The sequence below is a fragment of the Clostridium lamae genome, from assembly GCF_033043255.1.
In the GTDB taxonomy this organism is placed as follows: domain Bacteria; phylum Bacillota; class Clostridia; order Clostridiales; family Clostridiaceae; genus Clostridium; species Clostridium lamae.
The window spans coordinates 12,205-26,586 of sequence record NZ_JASCQJ010000028.1; the positions used below are offsets into that span (position 1 = coordinate 12,205).

The 14,382-nt window shown below is 29.8% G+C and carries 12 protein-coding genes; 10 read left to right on the top strand and 2 right to left on the bottom strand.

The genetic code is table 11. The annotated features are described in order from the left end of the window. Positions 1-276 precede the first annotated feature (276 nt). The 10 genes from QK892_RS12825 (at position 277) to QK892_RS12870 (ending at position 9,898) form a co-directional block, all read left to right on the top strand. Entirely contained in the window at positions 277-1,377 is a 1,101-nt protein-coding gene (locus tag QK892_RS12825; protein WP_317273931.1) for a 6-phosphofructokinase, read from the top strand. 131 nt (positions 1,378-1,508) lie between these two features. Beyond that, a complete protein-coding gene (locus tag QK892_RS12830; protein ID WP_317273932.1) occupies positions 1,509-2,288 on the top strand; it encodes a serine hydrolase in 780 nt (259 codons plus the stop codon). 174 nt (positions 2,289-2,462) lie between these two features. After that, positions 2,463-3,467, top strand: coding sequence for a LysM peptidoglycan-binding domain-containing protein (locus QK892_RS12835; protein ID WP_317273933.1), 1,005 nt, complete (start codon positions 2,463-2,465; stop codon positions 3,465-3,467). A gap of 248 nt (positions 3,468-3,715) precedes the next feature. Then, positions 3,716-4,636 carry an aspartate carbamoyltransferase gene (gene pyrB, locus QK892_RS12840; protein WP_317273934.1) on the top strand — a complete coding sequence of 307 codons (921 nt, stop codon included), beginning with the start codon at positions 3,716-3,718 and terminating at the stop codon, positions 4,634-4,636. Then, positions 4,637-5,068: an aspartate carbamoyltransferase regulatory subunit gene (locus QK892_RS12845; protein ID WP_317273935.1), complete on the top strand. Its 432-nt coding sequence runs from the start codon at positions 4,637-4,639 to the stop codon at positions 5,066-5,068. Positions 5,069-5,085: 17 nt separating this feature from the next. Further along, positions 5,086-6,282, top strand: coding sequence for a dihydroorotase (locus QK892_RS12850; protein ID WP_317273936.1), 1,197 nt, complete (start codon positions 5,086-5,088; stop codon positions 6,280-6,282). Positions 6,283-6,291: 9 nt separating this feature from the next. Then, complete coding sequence (gene pyrF, locus QK892_RS12855; protein ID WP_317273937.1) at positions 6,292-7,167, top strand: orotidine-5'-phosphate decarboxylase; 876 nt, start codon at positions 6,292-6,294, stop codon at positions 7,165-7,167. Between the two features lie 11 nt (positions 7,168-7,178). Next, positions 7,179-7,922, top strand: a complete 744-nt coding sequence (locus QK892_RS12860; RefSeq protein WP_317273938.1) for a dihydroorotate dehydrogenase electron transfer subunit — start codon at positions 7,179-7,181, stop codon at positions 7,920-7,922. A gap of 21 nt (positions 7,923-7,943) precedes the next feature. Further along, a complete protein-coding gene (locus tag QK892_RS12865) occupies positions 7,944-8,843 on the top strand; it encodes a dihydroorotate dehydrogenase (RefSeq protein ID WP_317273939.1) in 900 nt (299 codons plus the stop codon). Between the two features lie 209 nt (positions 8,844-9,052). Further along, positions 9,053-9,898: a hypothetical protein gene (locus tag QK892_RS12870; RefSeq protein ID WP_317273940.1), complete on the top strand. Its 846-nt coding sequence runs from the start codon at positions 9,053-9,055 to the stop codon at positions 9,896-9,898. Positions 9,899-9,978: 80 nt separating this feature from the next. On the opposite strand, the gene QK892_RS12875 is transcribed toward QK892_RS12870, so the two are convergent. Continuing rightward, positions 9,979-11,370 (bottom strand): alanine/glycine:cation symporter family protein, encoded by a 1,392-nt coding sequence (locus QK892_RS12875; protein WP_317273941.1) that lies wholly within the window; start codon positions 11,368-11,370, stop codon positions 9,979-9,981. 257 nt (positions 11,371-11,627) lie between these two features. Next, positions 11,628-14,285, bottom strand: a complete 2,658-nt coding sequence (locus QK892_RS12880) for a transglycosylase domain-containing protein (protein ID WP_317273942.1) — start codon at positions 14,283-14,285, stop codon at positions 11,628-11,630. Between the last annotated feature and the right edge of the window lie 97 nt (positions 14,286-14,382).

Genomic DNA, 14,382 nt, shown 5'->3' on the forward strand with positions numbered 1-14,382 from the left:
AACTATATTATAAGATAATATATACTGCATAGCAATACTTTTTAAAAATATATTTGCAATACAATAGTGTTATAATTTTACAAAAATAAAAAAATTTTAAAATATAAATAATTACACTTTTCAGTATATTATCTTTATGATATTATAATTATGATAAGAAAAACAATATTTTGAAAACAATTGCAGCAAGAAAAATATATTTTTTAATTGCAATTAACAGAAAATTTAAAAAGTATAATCAATTTAGGGAATAACTAAATGGGTAGGGGGATTTTTATGACACAACAAATAAAAAAAATAGCATTATTAACAGGCGGGGGAGATTGCCCTGGGTTAAATGCAGTAATAAGAGCCGTAACAAAAACAGCTATATTAAATTATGGAATAGAAGTAATAGGCTATAAATTTGGTTATAGAGGATTATACAATAATGATTTCGTTCCTCTAACTTTAGATAGCGTTTCAGGAATACTAAATAGGGGTGGTACTATTTTATATAGTTCAAATAAAGATAATTTATTTGATTATTTAGTTGAAGAAAATGGTGTTATGGTTAAAAAAGACGTTTCAGATGTAGCAGTTGAAAATTTGAAAAAAGAAGGGGTAGATGTTCTAGTAGTAATTGGTGGTGATGGAACTTTAACTTCTGCAAGGGACTTTGCAAGAAAAGGAGTTAAAGTTATCGGAGTTCCTAAGACTATAGATAATGATTTAGCATCTACAGATGTTACTTTTGGATTTAATACAGCTATTGATGTAGCAACTGAATCTTTAGATAGGTTACACACTACAGCAGAATCTCATCATAGAATTATGCTTTGTGAAGTAATGGGAAGAGGTGCAGGATGGATTGCATTAGAATCTGGTATTGCTGGAGCTGTCAATGTGATATTAATACCTGAAATCCCATATGATATCAATAAAATTGTAGAAAAGATAAAGGAACGTGAAGCAGCAGGAAAGCAATTTAGTATAATCGTAGTTGCTGAAGGAGCTAAACCAAAGGATGGGGAAGTAGTAGTTTCTAAAATTGTAGCTGATAGTCCAGATCCTATTAGATTAGGTGGAATAGGTAATAAATTAGCTGATGATTTAGAAAAACTTCTACCAGGAAAAGAAGTTAGATGTACAGTTCTTGGACATGTACAGAGAGGTGGAACAACATCAACATATGATAGAATTCTTTCAACAAGATATGGAGTAGCAGCTGTCGAATTAATGAATGAAGGAAAATTTGGAGAAATGGTTACATTAAAAGATGGTAAAATCTCAAGTGATAGCTTAGAAAATGTTATTGGCCAAAAATCAAAGCTTGTTGATCCAAATGGAGAACTAGTTAAGATGGCAAAAAAAGTAGGTATTTCTTTTGCTGATTAGGGAATTATAAGTGGTGGAGATTTACTTCACCACTTTTGTTTTAAATTATTTTAATGAATACTTCAAAATTTTCTGACAATATGATATAATTTAAATAGGCAGAGAATACGGTAAGAAAGCTGGAGGGTATTATGAAAGAGATTAAGAAATATTTAGAATCAAGAATTGGAACTTACGGATTTTTTTTCGAAGATTTAAAGAGTGGTTATATTTATGGGTATAATGAAAACGTTGAAATGACGGCAGCAGGTTGTATGAAGTTGCCTATAGCAGTATCCTTAATAAAGGCTGAAGAGGAAAAAAAGATAGATTTCCTAGATAAAATAAAAATTGATAGTAAGGATAAGGTTTATGGAACAGGAATAATACATGAGTTTAATGAAAGAGAATATACAGTTTTTGAATTATTAGTTGCAATGCTAATTCAAAGTGATAATACTGCCGCAAATAAAATAATAGAAATATTAGGAATGGATAATATTAATAAAGATATAAGAAAGATGGGATTAGAAAATACCGTATTAAATAGAAAAACTACTGATGAGAGAAATTCAAAGGATGAAGTTGAGAATATAACATCTGCTTATGACTTAGCACAAATTTGGAGACATTTATATAGTGGAACATTTTTAAATAAAGAAAACAGTCAAATGTTAATAGATATATTAACGAGACAGCAGATAAAGAACAAGTTAGCTTTATATATTCCAGATGATTTAAAATATGAGATTTCAAGTAAGACTGGTGATAAAAATGGAGTTGAAAATGATACTGAAATGATTACGTTATCAAAAGGTAATTTTTCATTTACTGTTTTATCAACAGGAATACCTAATAGTGTATATGGAACTGTAACACTTGCAAAATGTGGAAAAATGATGTGGGATGAAGTTATGAATAATTGGCATTAAATTTTAAATAGTGATAAATAAAAAAAGAATACTGAGGTATTCTTTTTTTTGGTTAAAAGAAGAAATATACAACGTTTTAATAACAGAATTTATAATCATTAATATAATAATAGTAGTAGGAAAACTACATTCAAAGTATGATAAATACTTCGTAAAAACAAAGGGGGAAATAGAGTGAGTAGAGTATTTGGTATAGATGTTAGTACTTGGCAAGGTAATTTTAATTTCAATCAAGCTGCAAATGAAGGCGTTAAATTTGCTATAATTAGAGGTGCTTATAACAGAAGAAAAGACGATAGATTTGAAGAGTATTATAGAAATGCTAAGGCTATAGGTCTAAGTGTTGGTGTGTATCAGTATAGTATGGCAACAACAGTAGAAGAAGCACTTTCAGAAGCAAAATTTTTAGAAGGTAACGTACTAAATAATAAACAGTTTGAACTTCCAATATATTTAGATATAGAAGATAATGTTCATAAAAATCTTACTAAGAATCAAGTTTCTGCCATCGCAAAAGCCTGGCTAGATTATCTTGAAGAAAGAGGATTCTTTGTTGGAATTTATTCGAGTAAATCATTTTTAGAAAATTATTTAAATGAAGATGTTAGAACAGATTATTCTATATGGGTTGCAGAATGGGCTAGACAATGCACATATAGTGGACCATATGGAATGTGGCAATTTGGTGGAGAAACAAACTTAATAAGAAGTAATAAGGTTGCAGGAGTAGTTTGTGATCAGAATTATATGATAGTAGATTATCCTAGTCTAATTAAAGGAAAAAGAATGAATGGATATGGTGCTAATAATAATGATCCAAAAGATAATGTAGATAGCGGATCTGGTGGAAATGGAAATAATGATAATAGTTCTCCTTCTTCAACTACTTATGTAGTGCAACCAGGGGATAATTTATCTACTATAGCAGCAAAGTTTGGAATGAACTATCAGACGATAGCAAGTATGAATGGGATATCAAACCCTAATTTAATATATCCAGGACAAGTGCTATTAATAAATGGTAGTAGTAACTCTAAAATGTATTATACTGTAAGACCAGGTGATACATTATCAGAAATAGCAACTAGGCACGGTGTAACCTATCAATCTATTGCTAATTTAAATGGAATTAAGAATCCGGACTTAATATATCCAGGAGAAATATTAAGAATAATTTAAAGTTTTATATTGATGGAGTTGTCCAAAAACAGCTCCATCATTGTAATACTTTCTTGACAACGGATATTATAAATGTTATTCTAATGAAAAAGATAACCTTTAACTTGGTCCAGAGAGATTGATAAGGGAGATAAAAGTAACGTAATGTATAGATTTATTATATCTTCCTTCAATAGAAGGAAGTTTTTTTATGTATAAAAAATTAAACCTTTAAATTTAACACAGAGATGTTAACAAGGAGTGAGAATATGAAAAATAAACATCTAATTGATCCAATGGATTTTTCTAAGCAAGAATTAGAAGAAATCTTTAATTTAGCACATCAAATTATATCAAATCCAAAGGAATTTTCTAATGTCTGTGATGGGAAGATATTAGCCACACTTTTTTATGAGCCAAGTACTAGAACTAGATTTAGTTTTGAAGCTGCTATGATGAGACTTGGAGGTAAGATATTAGGTTTTTGTGAACCAAATTCAAGTTCAGTATCAAAGGGAGAAACTTTATCTGACACTATTACAATGGTATCCATATATTCAGATATAATAGCAATGAGGCATCCTATGGAAGGAGCAGCGAAGCTTGCTAGTATGTATTCGAAGGTACCAGTAATTAATGCAGGTGATGGAGGACATCAACATCCAACACAAACATTAACAGATCTTTTAACTATCCAAACTTTAAAAAGTGGTTTAGAAAGCCATACAATTGGAATATGTGGTGATTTAAAAAATGGACGAACAGTTCATTCATTAATAAAAGCGATGTCCAGATATGATGGAACTAGATTTATATTAATATCACCAAAAGAGTTATGTATTCCTGAGTATATAAGAGAACAAATATTAATTAAGAATAATATTGATTTTAAAGAAGTTGAAAAATTAGAAGATGTAATTGATGAAGTAGAAATTCTTTATATGACAAGAATTCAAAAAGAAAGATTTTTTAATGAAGAAGAATATTTAAGATTAAAAGATAGTTATATATTAGATTCTGAAAAAATGAAATTAGCAAAAGATGATATGATAGTTCTTCATCCATTACCAAGGGTAAATGAAATAGATGTAGAAGTAGACAAGGATAGTAGAGCTTGTTATTTTAAACAAGCAGAATTTGGTATGTATGTAAGAATGGCGCTAATTGTAAAACTTTTGGAGGTGGTATAAATGCTAGAGATAACTACTATCAAGGATGGACTAGTGATTGACCATATAAAAGCAGGAGTTGGAATTAAAATATTTAATTATTTAAATTTAGATAAGGTAAATAGTCAAGTAGCATTAATAATGAATGTCAGAAGTGAAAAGATGGGTAAAAAAGATATTATAAAAATTGAGAATTCCTCAGATATAGAGTACACAATTATTACATTATTATCTCCACACTTAACTATTAATGAAGTGAAGAATGGGGTAATATTTAGAAAAATAAAACCAGAATTACCAAAAAGTGTAGTGAATATATTAAAGTGTAATAATCCAAGATGTATAACTACTGTAGAAAATTATGTTCCTCATACATTTAAATTGATTAATGAAGATAAAGGGAGTTATAAGTGCGATTATTGTGATAATATAATAAAATTATCTGATTTATAAAGATAAGAGGTGTAATTATGGATTTGTTAATAAAAAATGCTAGGATTGTTGATTGTTCTCAAGATTTTATTGGGGACGTCTATATAGAAAAAGGAATAATTAAAGAAGTAGGATTAGATATTAATATAGATGATATTGAGACTATTAATGCAAAAGGATTTGTATTAATGCCTTCATTTATAGATACACACGCTCATTTTAGAGAACCTGGATTAACTTATAAGGAAGATATAGAAACAGGTTCCAGAGCAGCTTTACGAGGTGGGTATACTGGGGTTTGTCTAATGGCAAATACTCAGCCTATATGCTCAAGTAAAGAAGTTTTACAAATAGTAAGAAATAGAGAAAAAGAATTAGGATTAGTAGATTTACATCAGTGTATATCAGTCACTAATGGATTTAACGGTAAGGATTTAAGTCACTTAGATGAATTTATAGGCGATAAAAAGCTTAAAGCGATCTCAGATGATGGTATTGGTGTTATGGATTCTGAAGTGATGTATAAAGCTATGCTTAAAGCAAAGGAAAATAGTTGGATTATAATGTCTCATGCAGAAGATAGAGGGTTTTCAGATATAGATATGAGAATAGCTGAAAATATAATGACATTAAGGGATATATACTTGGCTAAAGAAACTGGGGCTAGACTTCATATGTGCCATGTTAGTACAATGGAATCTATTGAATATATTAGGAATGCAAAGAAGGAATTTAAAAATATTACTTGTGAAGTTACTCCACATCATATCCTTTTAACAAAGGATGTAAATAATTATAGAGTAAATCCACCTATTAGAGAAAAAGAAGATGTAGACTCTATAATAAATGCTATTAAAGATGGGGTAGTTGATTGTATAGGTACAGATCATGCTCCTCATACTAAATCAGATAAAGAAAAAGGTTCACCAGGAATGGTAGGCTTAGAAACAGCATTTCCAATATGCTATACAAGATTAGTTAAATCTGGAGAAATAAGCTTAAATAAATTAAGTCAACTAATGTCTAAGAATGGTGCTAATATTCTAGGGATGAATAAAGGAATTATTAGTCCAGGAGTAGATGGAGATTTAGTGTTAGTAGATTTAGATAAAAAGATAAAAGTAAATTCAGAAGAATTTCATTCGAAAGCTAAAAATACACCATTTGAAGGAATGGAGTTTTATGGAGAAATACAAAGTACTATAAAAGCTGGCCAAGTTCTTTATAGAAAGTAGGAGGATACAATGAAAAGTTTAATAATGGATAAGTTATATAATAGAGTTAAAGAAAGAGGAGTAGTATGTGTTGGATTAGATACAGCTATTGAATACATACCTAGCCATCTTTTTGAAGGAAGAAGCGAAGTCGAAGCTTTAGTTGAATTTAATAAACAAATAATAGATGCAACAATAGATGTAGCTGCTTGCTTTAAGGTACAAATAGCTTACTATGAAGCTTTAGGATTAAAAGGAATGTTGGCTTATAAAGAAACATTAGATTACTTAAGAGAAAAGGATGCAATAATAATTGCAGATATAAAAAGAGGAGATATAGCGGCAACGGCTAAGCAATATGCTAAGGCTCACTTTGAAGGAGATTTCGAAGCTGATTTTATAACATTAAGTCCATACATGGGAATGGATAGCATTGAACCGTATATACCATACTTGGAAAAAGGTAATAAGGGAGTATTTTCATTAGTAAGAACGTCTAATCCAGGAGCAGGAGACATAGAAATGCTTAAAACTACAGATGGAAGAGATGTGTACAAAGTAGTTGGTGATAAACTACTTGAACTTGGCAATGAAATATCTGGTGATTGTGGCTATTCAAGTATAGGCGGAGTGATTGGGTGTACTCATGTAGAAGAAGGAATCGAAATAAGAAAAAGATTTAAAAATATGTTTTTCTTGATACCAGGTTATGGTGCTCAAGGCGGAAAGGCAGAAGATGTAGCATTATACTTAAATGATGGAAATGGTGGAGTTGTTAACTCTTCAAGAGCAATACTTTTAGCATATAAAAAGCAAAAGGGAAGAGAAAAAGAATTTGCAATTTGTGCAAGAGAAGAAGCTATTAGAATGAGAGATGAAATAAGAACTGCAGTAGAGAATCTATAGGGAGAAAGTTTATGAAGATGAATTACACTAAATCAAAAGTTATATCAAATGAAAAGATAGTTGATGGAATATACAAAATGGTTTTAGAGGATAAAAATGAAGTGAAGCCTGGACAATTTTACATGCTAAAATTAAATGGGCAGACTTTGCTTCCGAGACCTATAAGTGTATGTGAAAAAAATGAAGGAACTATAACATTCTTATATGCAGTAGTGGGAAATGGAACGAGAGAATATACAACACTAGAAAAAGGAGAGTATATAAATCTTACTGGCCCATTAGGGAATGGATTTAATGTATATGAGAATCTTGGGAAAGTGGCTTTGGTTTCAGGCGGTATTGGTACTGCACCAATGCTTGAGATTGCTAAAATGCTTAAAGAAAATAGTAATTCATCTAAACTAGATTTATATGCAGGTTTTAGAGATGATATCTATTTAATAGATGAGATAAAAGAATACGTTAATGAAGTTTATGTAAGCACTAATACAGGAAAGCATGGTCATAAAGGATTTATAACAGATATTCTTAATGTAGAAGAGTACGACACTGTACTTTGCTGTGGTCCAGAAATAATGATGAAAAAGGTTATAAATATGTGTAAGGATAAGAACGTAAAAATTTATGTATCTATGGAAAAACATATGGCATGTGGAGTAGGTGCTTGCCTAGTATGTACTTGTAAAACTAAAGATGGGCATAAAAGAACATGTAAAGATGGTCCAGTATTTGATGGATATTATGTTGAACTTTAAAATCAAAGGAGGAGAATGTTAATGTTAAAGGTAAATATAAATGGAGTAGAATTTAAAAATCCAGTTATAGCAGCGTCAGGAACCTTTGGTTTTGGATCAGAATATAAGAATTTTTACGATGTCGGAATTTTAGGAGGAATATCTTCAAAGGGATTAACATTAAATCCCAAGGATGGTAATGAAGGGGTTAGAGTATATGAGACACCTTCTGGAATGATGAATTCAGTTGGACTTCAAAATCCAGGTGTTGATAGATTTATATATGAAGAACTTCCAAGAATGAAGACTTTAGGGACTAACATAATTGCCAATGTTGGCGGCGGATGTATTGAAGACTATGAAGAGGCAATTGAAAAATTAAGAGGTACTGACATTGATATGATAGAACTTAATATATCATGTCCTAATGTTAAATCAGGGGGAATGGCCTTCGGAATAAAATCAGATATAGCATATGACGTTGTATCTAAAGTAAAGAAAATCACAGATAAGCCACTTATGGTTAAACTTTCACCTAATGCAGAAGATATAGTTAGGATGGCTTTTAGTTGTGAAAAAGCAGGAGCTGATTCAATATCTTTGATAAATACTTTAAAGGGATTTGCTATAGATCCTTATAAGAGAAGTCCTATTTTTAATAATATATATGCGGGGCTTTCAGGACCAGCTGTGAAACCTATAGCTCTTAGGATGGTTCATGAGGTATCAAAAGCAGTTAATATACCTGTAATTGGGCTTGGCGGTATATCTAATGGAATAGATGCAATTGAATTTATGATGGCTGGAGCAAGTGCTATTCAAATAGGAACTATTAATTTTGTAAATCCTTTAGCAGGAAAAGAAATAATAGAGGAAATGGAAGCTTTTTGTAAGGATCAAGGAATTAGAGACATAAATGAGATAATTGGATGTATAAAATAATACTTATTAAGTTGTAGGATTTTTATCTTACAACTTTTTTTATTAATAAAGGAAACTAACTATAAAAATGCATGTTAGATATTCATTTTGCAAAATATTCTTTATATTGTTAAAGAAATGTTGTAAAATAAAAAAGAACAATAATATAATAAGTCATTGTATTAAGTAAAACATAAAGTTTTACTAATATAGTAGTTAAGGAGGATACAATGAGATTTAAGAAAGCAAGTATAGTTTTTGGTGTAGTTATTATAGTATTGTTATTACTTATAGTATTTAGTGTGAGTAATATACTTAATAGAGGCACAGAAGAAGTAAAGGTTGCAAAAGAATTTATAGAAGAATTATATGATAGTGGAATAATAGAAGAAAATAATATTATTAAGGATGCTGTAGTACAAGAAGAAGCCTTAAATAAATTAGCTAATAAAAATTCTAGAATTAAATATTCCGTTATTGTTGGCAACTATGGAGTTGACATTGATAAAAATTATAAAGTTTTAGGTTTTTCTAACAAAAATTTGGGTGAAAAAAAATATAAATCTGAAGAAGAAGTAAGCGAGGAAGAAGCTATATATTTAGCAAAATCTTATATTTCTGAAATAACAGAAGAGGATTTTACATTTAAGTATATAAATTTAAAAGAAGATGATAAATCTTTAGTTTATAACGTTGTATTTAATAAGCTAAAAGATGGATATCCTTGTTATGATCAAGAAATAAATACATTAATCAATAAAGTAACAGGAAAACTTGAAGCATATACTAATTACACTTTAGATGATATAAAATATATAAATCAAATAAATATAGATGAAATGGAAGCAACTGAAACTTTAGAAAAAAATATCAAAAATTTAAAACTCAATATAAATATAGAAGGAAGTCCAATTTTAGGTTATATAAATATTTCAGATAAAGAAATGGGACTAGCTTATATATTTAATATAAAAATCACTAGTAATGATAATAAAGAGGAGATATTTAAATCTTTTGTAAGAGCTGATACTGGAGAAATAATAAATTCAAATTTAGAAGCAGTATCCAGAGAATAATAAAAGATGTAATAGGTTAAAAGTATAACTTATTACATCTTTTATTTTTATTGCTAATTCATAATCTCTAGCAGTGGATTCTACCAGCCCTTTATATCATTTTTAATTTCTGGGATAGAAGATGAAGTGAATGTAGGATCTTTTATACCATTATTTTTTTGATGCTTGTAATCTGCTAAAGCTCTAAAAGCTATTTTACTTAATAATACTATTGATACAAGATTTATTATGGCCATGAAGCCCATAAAAACGTCTGCTAAATTCCAAACTAAATCCATACTTACTAAAGAGCCAAAGAAGACCATAAATCCGACGAAAATTCTATATATATTTATATATAGTTTTTTATTTGTAATGAACTGAATATTTGTTTCTCCATAATAATAGTTTCCTACAATTGAACTAAATGCAAATAGTAAGATACATACTGAAATAAAAATGTTACCAAGTTCTCCAATTTGAGAAGTTAGGGCTATTTGAGTAAGTTCTATACCTTTAACTGAGCCATCTAGAGGAACATCAGATAATAATATTATAAAAGCTGTACAACTACATATTATTAATGTATCTGTGAATACCCCAAGGGTTTGTATAAAGCCTTGTTTTACAGGATGGGAAACAGTTGCAGTAGCGGCAGCATTTGGAGCAGAACCCATACCTGCTTCATTAGAAAATAGGCCTCTTTTAATTCCTTGCATAAGAGCAGCACCAATTCCGCCACCAACAACTTGATTAATGCCAAATGCATTATCAAAGATAGTTTTAAATACTCCTGGCAAGAGAGTAATATTCTTAAACACTATAAATAAAGCAACTATAATATATGCAATAGCCATAACTGGTACTATAACAGAGGAAATCTTAGCAACTCTATTAATACCTCCAAAAATAATAACTAAAGTTAAAAGTGTTATAACTGCAGCAATTATTGATTTATTGAAACCAAATGATGTATTTAATGAAAGAGCAATTGTATTAGATTGAACAGAATTAAATACTAGTCCAAAGGTAATGGTAATTATTATAGCAAAAGCTATACCCATCCATCTTTTCTTTAAACCTTTTTCAATATAGTAAGCAGGTCCACCAATATAGTTATTTCCATCCTTTTGTTTATAGATTTGAGCTAATGTAGATTCTATAAAGCTTGAAGCAGATCCAATTAATGCTATAACCCACATCCAAAAAATAGAGCCTGGTCCACCTATTGATATTGCAGTTGCAATTCCAGCAATATTCCCAGTTCCTACTCTAGAAGCTGTACTAATACAAAATGCTTGGAAAGATGAAATAGATGTTTTATCGTTTTTATCTCCATCTGTTAAGAGCCTAAACATTTCTTTTATATTTCTGAATTGAACGAATTTGGTTTTAATTGTAAAATAAATTCCGATTATTATTAGCATTCCTATTAAAATATAAGTCCAAAGTACATTGTTTAAAGTTAGAATTGCATTATTTAAAGAGTTCATAAAATTACTTCTCCTTTTCATTTGTAAAATATACTTAATTTGATAGAAATATAATATATTAATTTTTCGGATTTTGCAATAAAAAAGAATATAAAATTCATAAAACTAAGTAAAATGATGATTATAGTGGGTTTTAAGACAAAATATGAATAATATGCATATGGAAAATTCATATATAAATAAAAAATGAGAGCTATGAAGCTCTCAAAATATTATTAATCGTCACCATTTCATTTAAAGTTTTCTTAAAGAGGTAGCTATTCGATTACAGATTCACTATTACCATTGTTATTATTGTTATTATCGTTATTATTTTCATTATTTTCATTATTATTATCGTTGCTAGATTCTGACTCTAATTCTATGGTTATTGTTTCACCTTTTTTAGCTTTATCTGCTGATATACTCTTAATTGTTCTATTTTTAGAATCATTATTCTTTATAGTAACATTAATCCCTTTAGATTTAAGAATATTAATAGCATCATCTACATTACTACCAACCTTAACTCCTAAATCAGATAATTTAAATTCTTCAACTGCTTTTGTGTCATCTTTTTCAGTTGGAAGAACATATTGATAATCAGCAGCAGATTTAGATGCATTTTCTTTCTTTATAAAAACTTTTTCTACTACCAAATCCTTTGGAGTATTTTCTGTTGCTAATTTATTATTATTTTTATTTACCTTAGCAGAAACGTGAACATCACATACTCCTGAAGGTTCTGTTCCAGATATAAACATTTCTGTATAAACTCTTGATCCTCTTTGATCATGAGAACAAAGGTCAGTTGCTCTCTTACCAGAATCTTTACAAATAACAGCAGTTGTAATTCCACCAGGATTTCCATCAAACTCTTTATATTCTAAATCTGCATGAATTGGAGCCATTACAGCACCCCATAATGAAGCAGCAGATGAACTGTAGCTAGCTCCACCCATTTGGTCTTGGTTATCATATCCAATCCAAACAGCTCCTGAATAATAAGGGGTTAATCCTGCAAATAAGAAATCTGTAACACGACTAGTAGTTCCTGTCTTACCTATAACAGGCATATTAGAAAGTCTAGCTAACGAACCATCAAAACTTAAAGGTCCTTTTAATAAATCTCTCATAATATATGCTGTTTGTGGAGAGAAGACTTGCTCTTGAGTGGCTTTCTTTTCTAATAGTACTTTTCCGCTTCCATCTACAACCTTAGTATAAAGAATAGGCTCAGTATATAAACCATTATTACCAAAGGTACCAAAAGCAGATGCTAAAATGAAAGGATTACCACCATCTATAGAACCATCTTCTATATCATAACCAGTGAATTCTCCTAAAGAGAGTGTAGCTATACTACTTCTTGATTTTGAACCATAAATTATACCTAATTTTTCACCGTAAGTTAATCCGTTTTCAATACCAAGTTTATCCTCCACCATAACTGTAGGCACATTCTTAGATAATGCAAGTGACTCTCTAACTGTAATATACCCGTCAGATTTGAAATTCCAGTTTTGAGGATTATAATTATTATATTTAGCACTAATTGAAGAAGGTAATAAAGCGTCATCAAAAACCGTTCCTGGAGTTACGGTTTTAGTATCTATAGCAGGTCCATAAACTGTAAGTGGTTTAGTCGTAGAACCTATGGATCTTAAGGCATAATAAGCTCTATTAGTTGATCTTGCTGGTTGATCACCTCTACCACCTACAAGCACTTTAACTTCTCCAGTTCTATAATCCATGATTGATGCAGCTGCTTGAAGTAATGGAGTACCATTCTCATCAGTTACTTCTGGATTAGCATAAATATCAAGTTGCTGTATACTATTTCTATCATCAAGTACTGCTTGAGTAGAATCTTGCATAGCTCTATCCATAGTAGTGTATATTTTAAGTCCACCAGTAGAGAATAATCTATCTATCTCCTCGTCAGTATATTTATATGTTTCTTTTAAATCTTCTCTTACTTGATCTAATGCAGGATATACAAACCATTCATAGTTTATTTTATAAGTAATTTCTGTTTGAGAAAAGGCAAATTGGTTTGCATCAACAAAAGCATATGCTTCATCATATTCAGCCTGAGTTATATATCCTAAATCTTTCATTTTCATAAGAACTGTTTTAGTTCTATCCAAATAAACAGTAGGATCTTCAATATTATCAGCATTATATGGACTATAAGCTGAAGGAGCTTGAGTTAATCCTGCAATGAATGCAGCTTCAGGCAATGTTAAGTCTTTAGCACTTTTTTCAAAGAAATACTTTGAAGCAGCTTCAACTCCATAAAGTTTACCACCTAGTGGAATAGTATTTAAATATGCCTCTAAAATTTGATCTTTGGATAGTTTCTTCTCTAGCTGTAAAGAAAGATAGATTTCTCTAACTTTTCTTTCAATTTTTACATCTTGTGACAATAAAGTATTTCTTATTAGCTGCTGAGTTAAAGTTGAACCTCCTTGAACAGAGCCTTTCCCAGTAACATAATAAATACCTGATCTTAAGGCAGACCCTATAGTTCTTTTTATATCAATACCAGGATGAGTGTAAAAACGTTCATCTTCAATAGCTATATACGCATCTTTAAGATAGTCTGACATATCATCTAAACTAACTTTATATCTTTCTTCTTCAGTAGGTAAATTATCGATATAATTACCTTCGCTATCAAAAAGCATAGAAGGTTCATTCAAGTTTAATACTGCATTTACATCCAATTCTGGAGTACTTTTTATTATTGCAAATACATATCCAAGGCCTACAACAAAGCATAGAAGACCTGCAATAAGTATACCAAGAAATGTACCTTTTAAAATTTTCTTATATTTAGGTTGATTTTTTTTCTTATTCTTTTTGCTATTCTTTTTATCTTTTTTAGCATTAGCTTGGCTTTTTTCTGTTCTTGAAGTGTCTTTTTTAGCCATTTGTTCCTCCCTCATAATTTATAATTATTTAATGGTGCATAATAAATAATATATTATATTATAGCATATTTATATAAAGAGTAAAATAATAACTCTA

Excerpts from the sequence above, each read along its gene's own strand:
- QK892_RS12850 (WP_317273936.1), top strand. The coding sequence starts at position 5,086 with ATGGATTTGTTAATAAAAAATGCTAGGATTGTTGATTGTTCTCAAGAT.
- pyrF (WP_317273937.1), top strand. The coding sequence starts at position 6,292 with ATGAAAAGTTTAATAATGGATAAGTTATATAATAGAGTTAAAGAAAGA.
- QK892_RS12830 (WP_317273932.1), top strand. The coding sequence starts at position 1,509 with ATGAAAGAGATTAAGAAATATTTAGAATCAAGAATTGGAACTTACGGA.
- QK892_RS12880 (WP_317273942.1), bottom strand. The coding sequence starts at position 14,285 with ATGGCTAAAAAAGACACTTCAAGAACAGAAAAAAGCCAAGCTAATGCT.
- QK892_RS12845 (WP_317273935.1), top strand. The coding sequence starts at position 4,637 with ATGCTAGAGATAACTACTATCAAGGATGGACTAGTGATTGACCATATA.
- QK892_RS12825 (WP_317273931.1), top strand. The coding sequence starts at position 277 with ATGACACAACAAATAAAAAAAATAGCATTATTAACAGGCGGGGGAGAT.
- pyrB (WP_317273934.1), top strand. The coding sequence starts at position 3,716 with ATGAAAAATAAACATCTAATTGATCCAATGGATTTTTCTAAGCAAGAA.
- QK892_RS12875 (WP_317273941.1), bottom strand. The coding sequence starts at position 11,370 with ATGAACTCTTTAAATAATGCAATTCTAACTTTAAACAATGTACTTTGG.
- QK892_RS12860 (WP_317273938.1), top strand. The coding sequence starts at position 7,179 with ATGAAGATGAATTACACTAAATCAAAAGTTATATCAAATGAAAAGATA.
- QK892_RS12870 (WP_317273940.1), top strand. The coding sequence starts at position 9,053 with ATGAGATTTAAGAAAGCAAGTATAGTTTTTGGTGTAGTTATTATAGTA.
- QK892_RS12865 (WP_317273939.1), top strand. The coding sequence starts at position 7,944 with ATGTTAAAGGTAAATATAAATGGAGTAGAATTTAAAAATCCAGTTATA.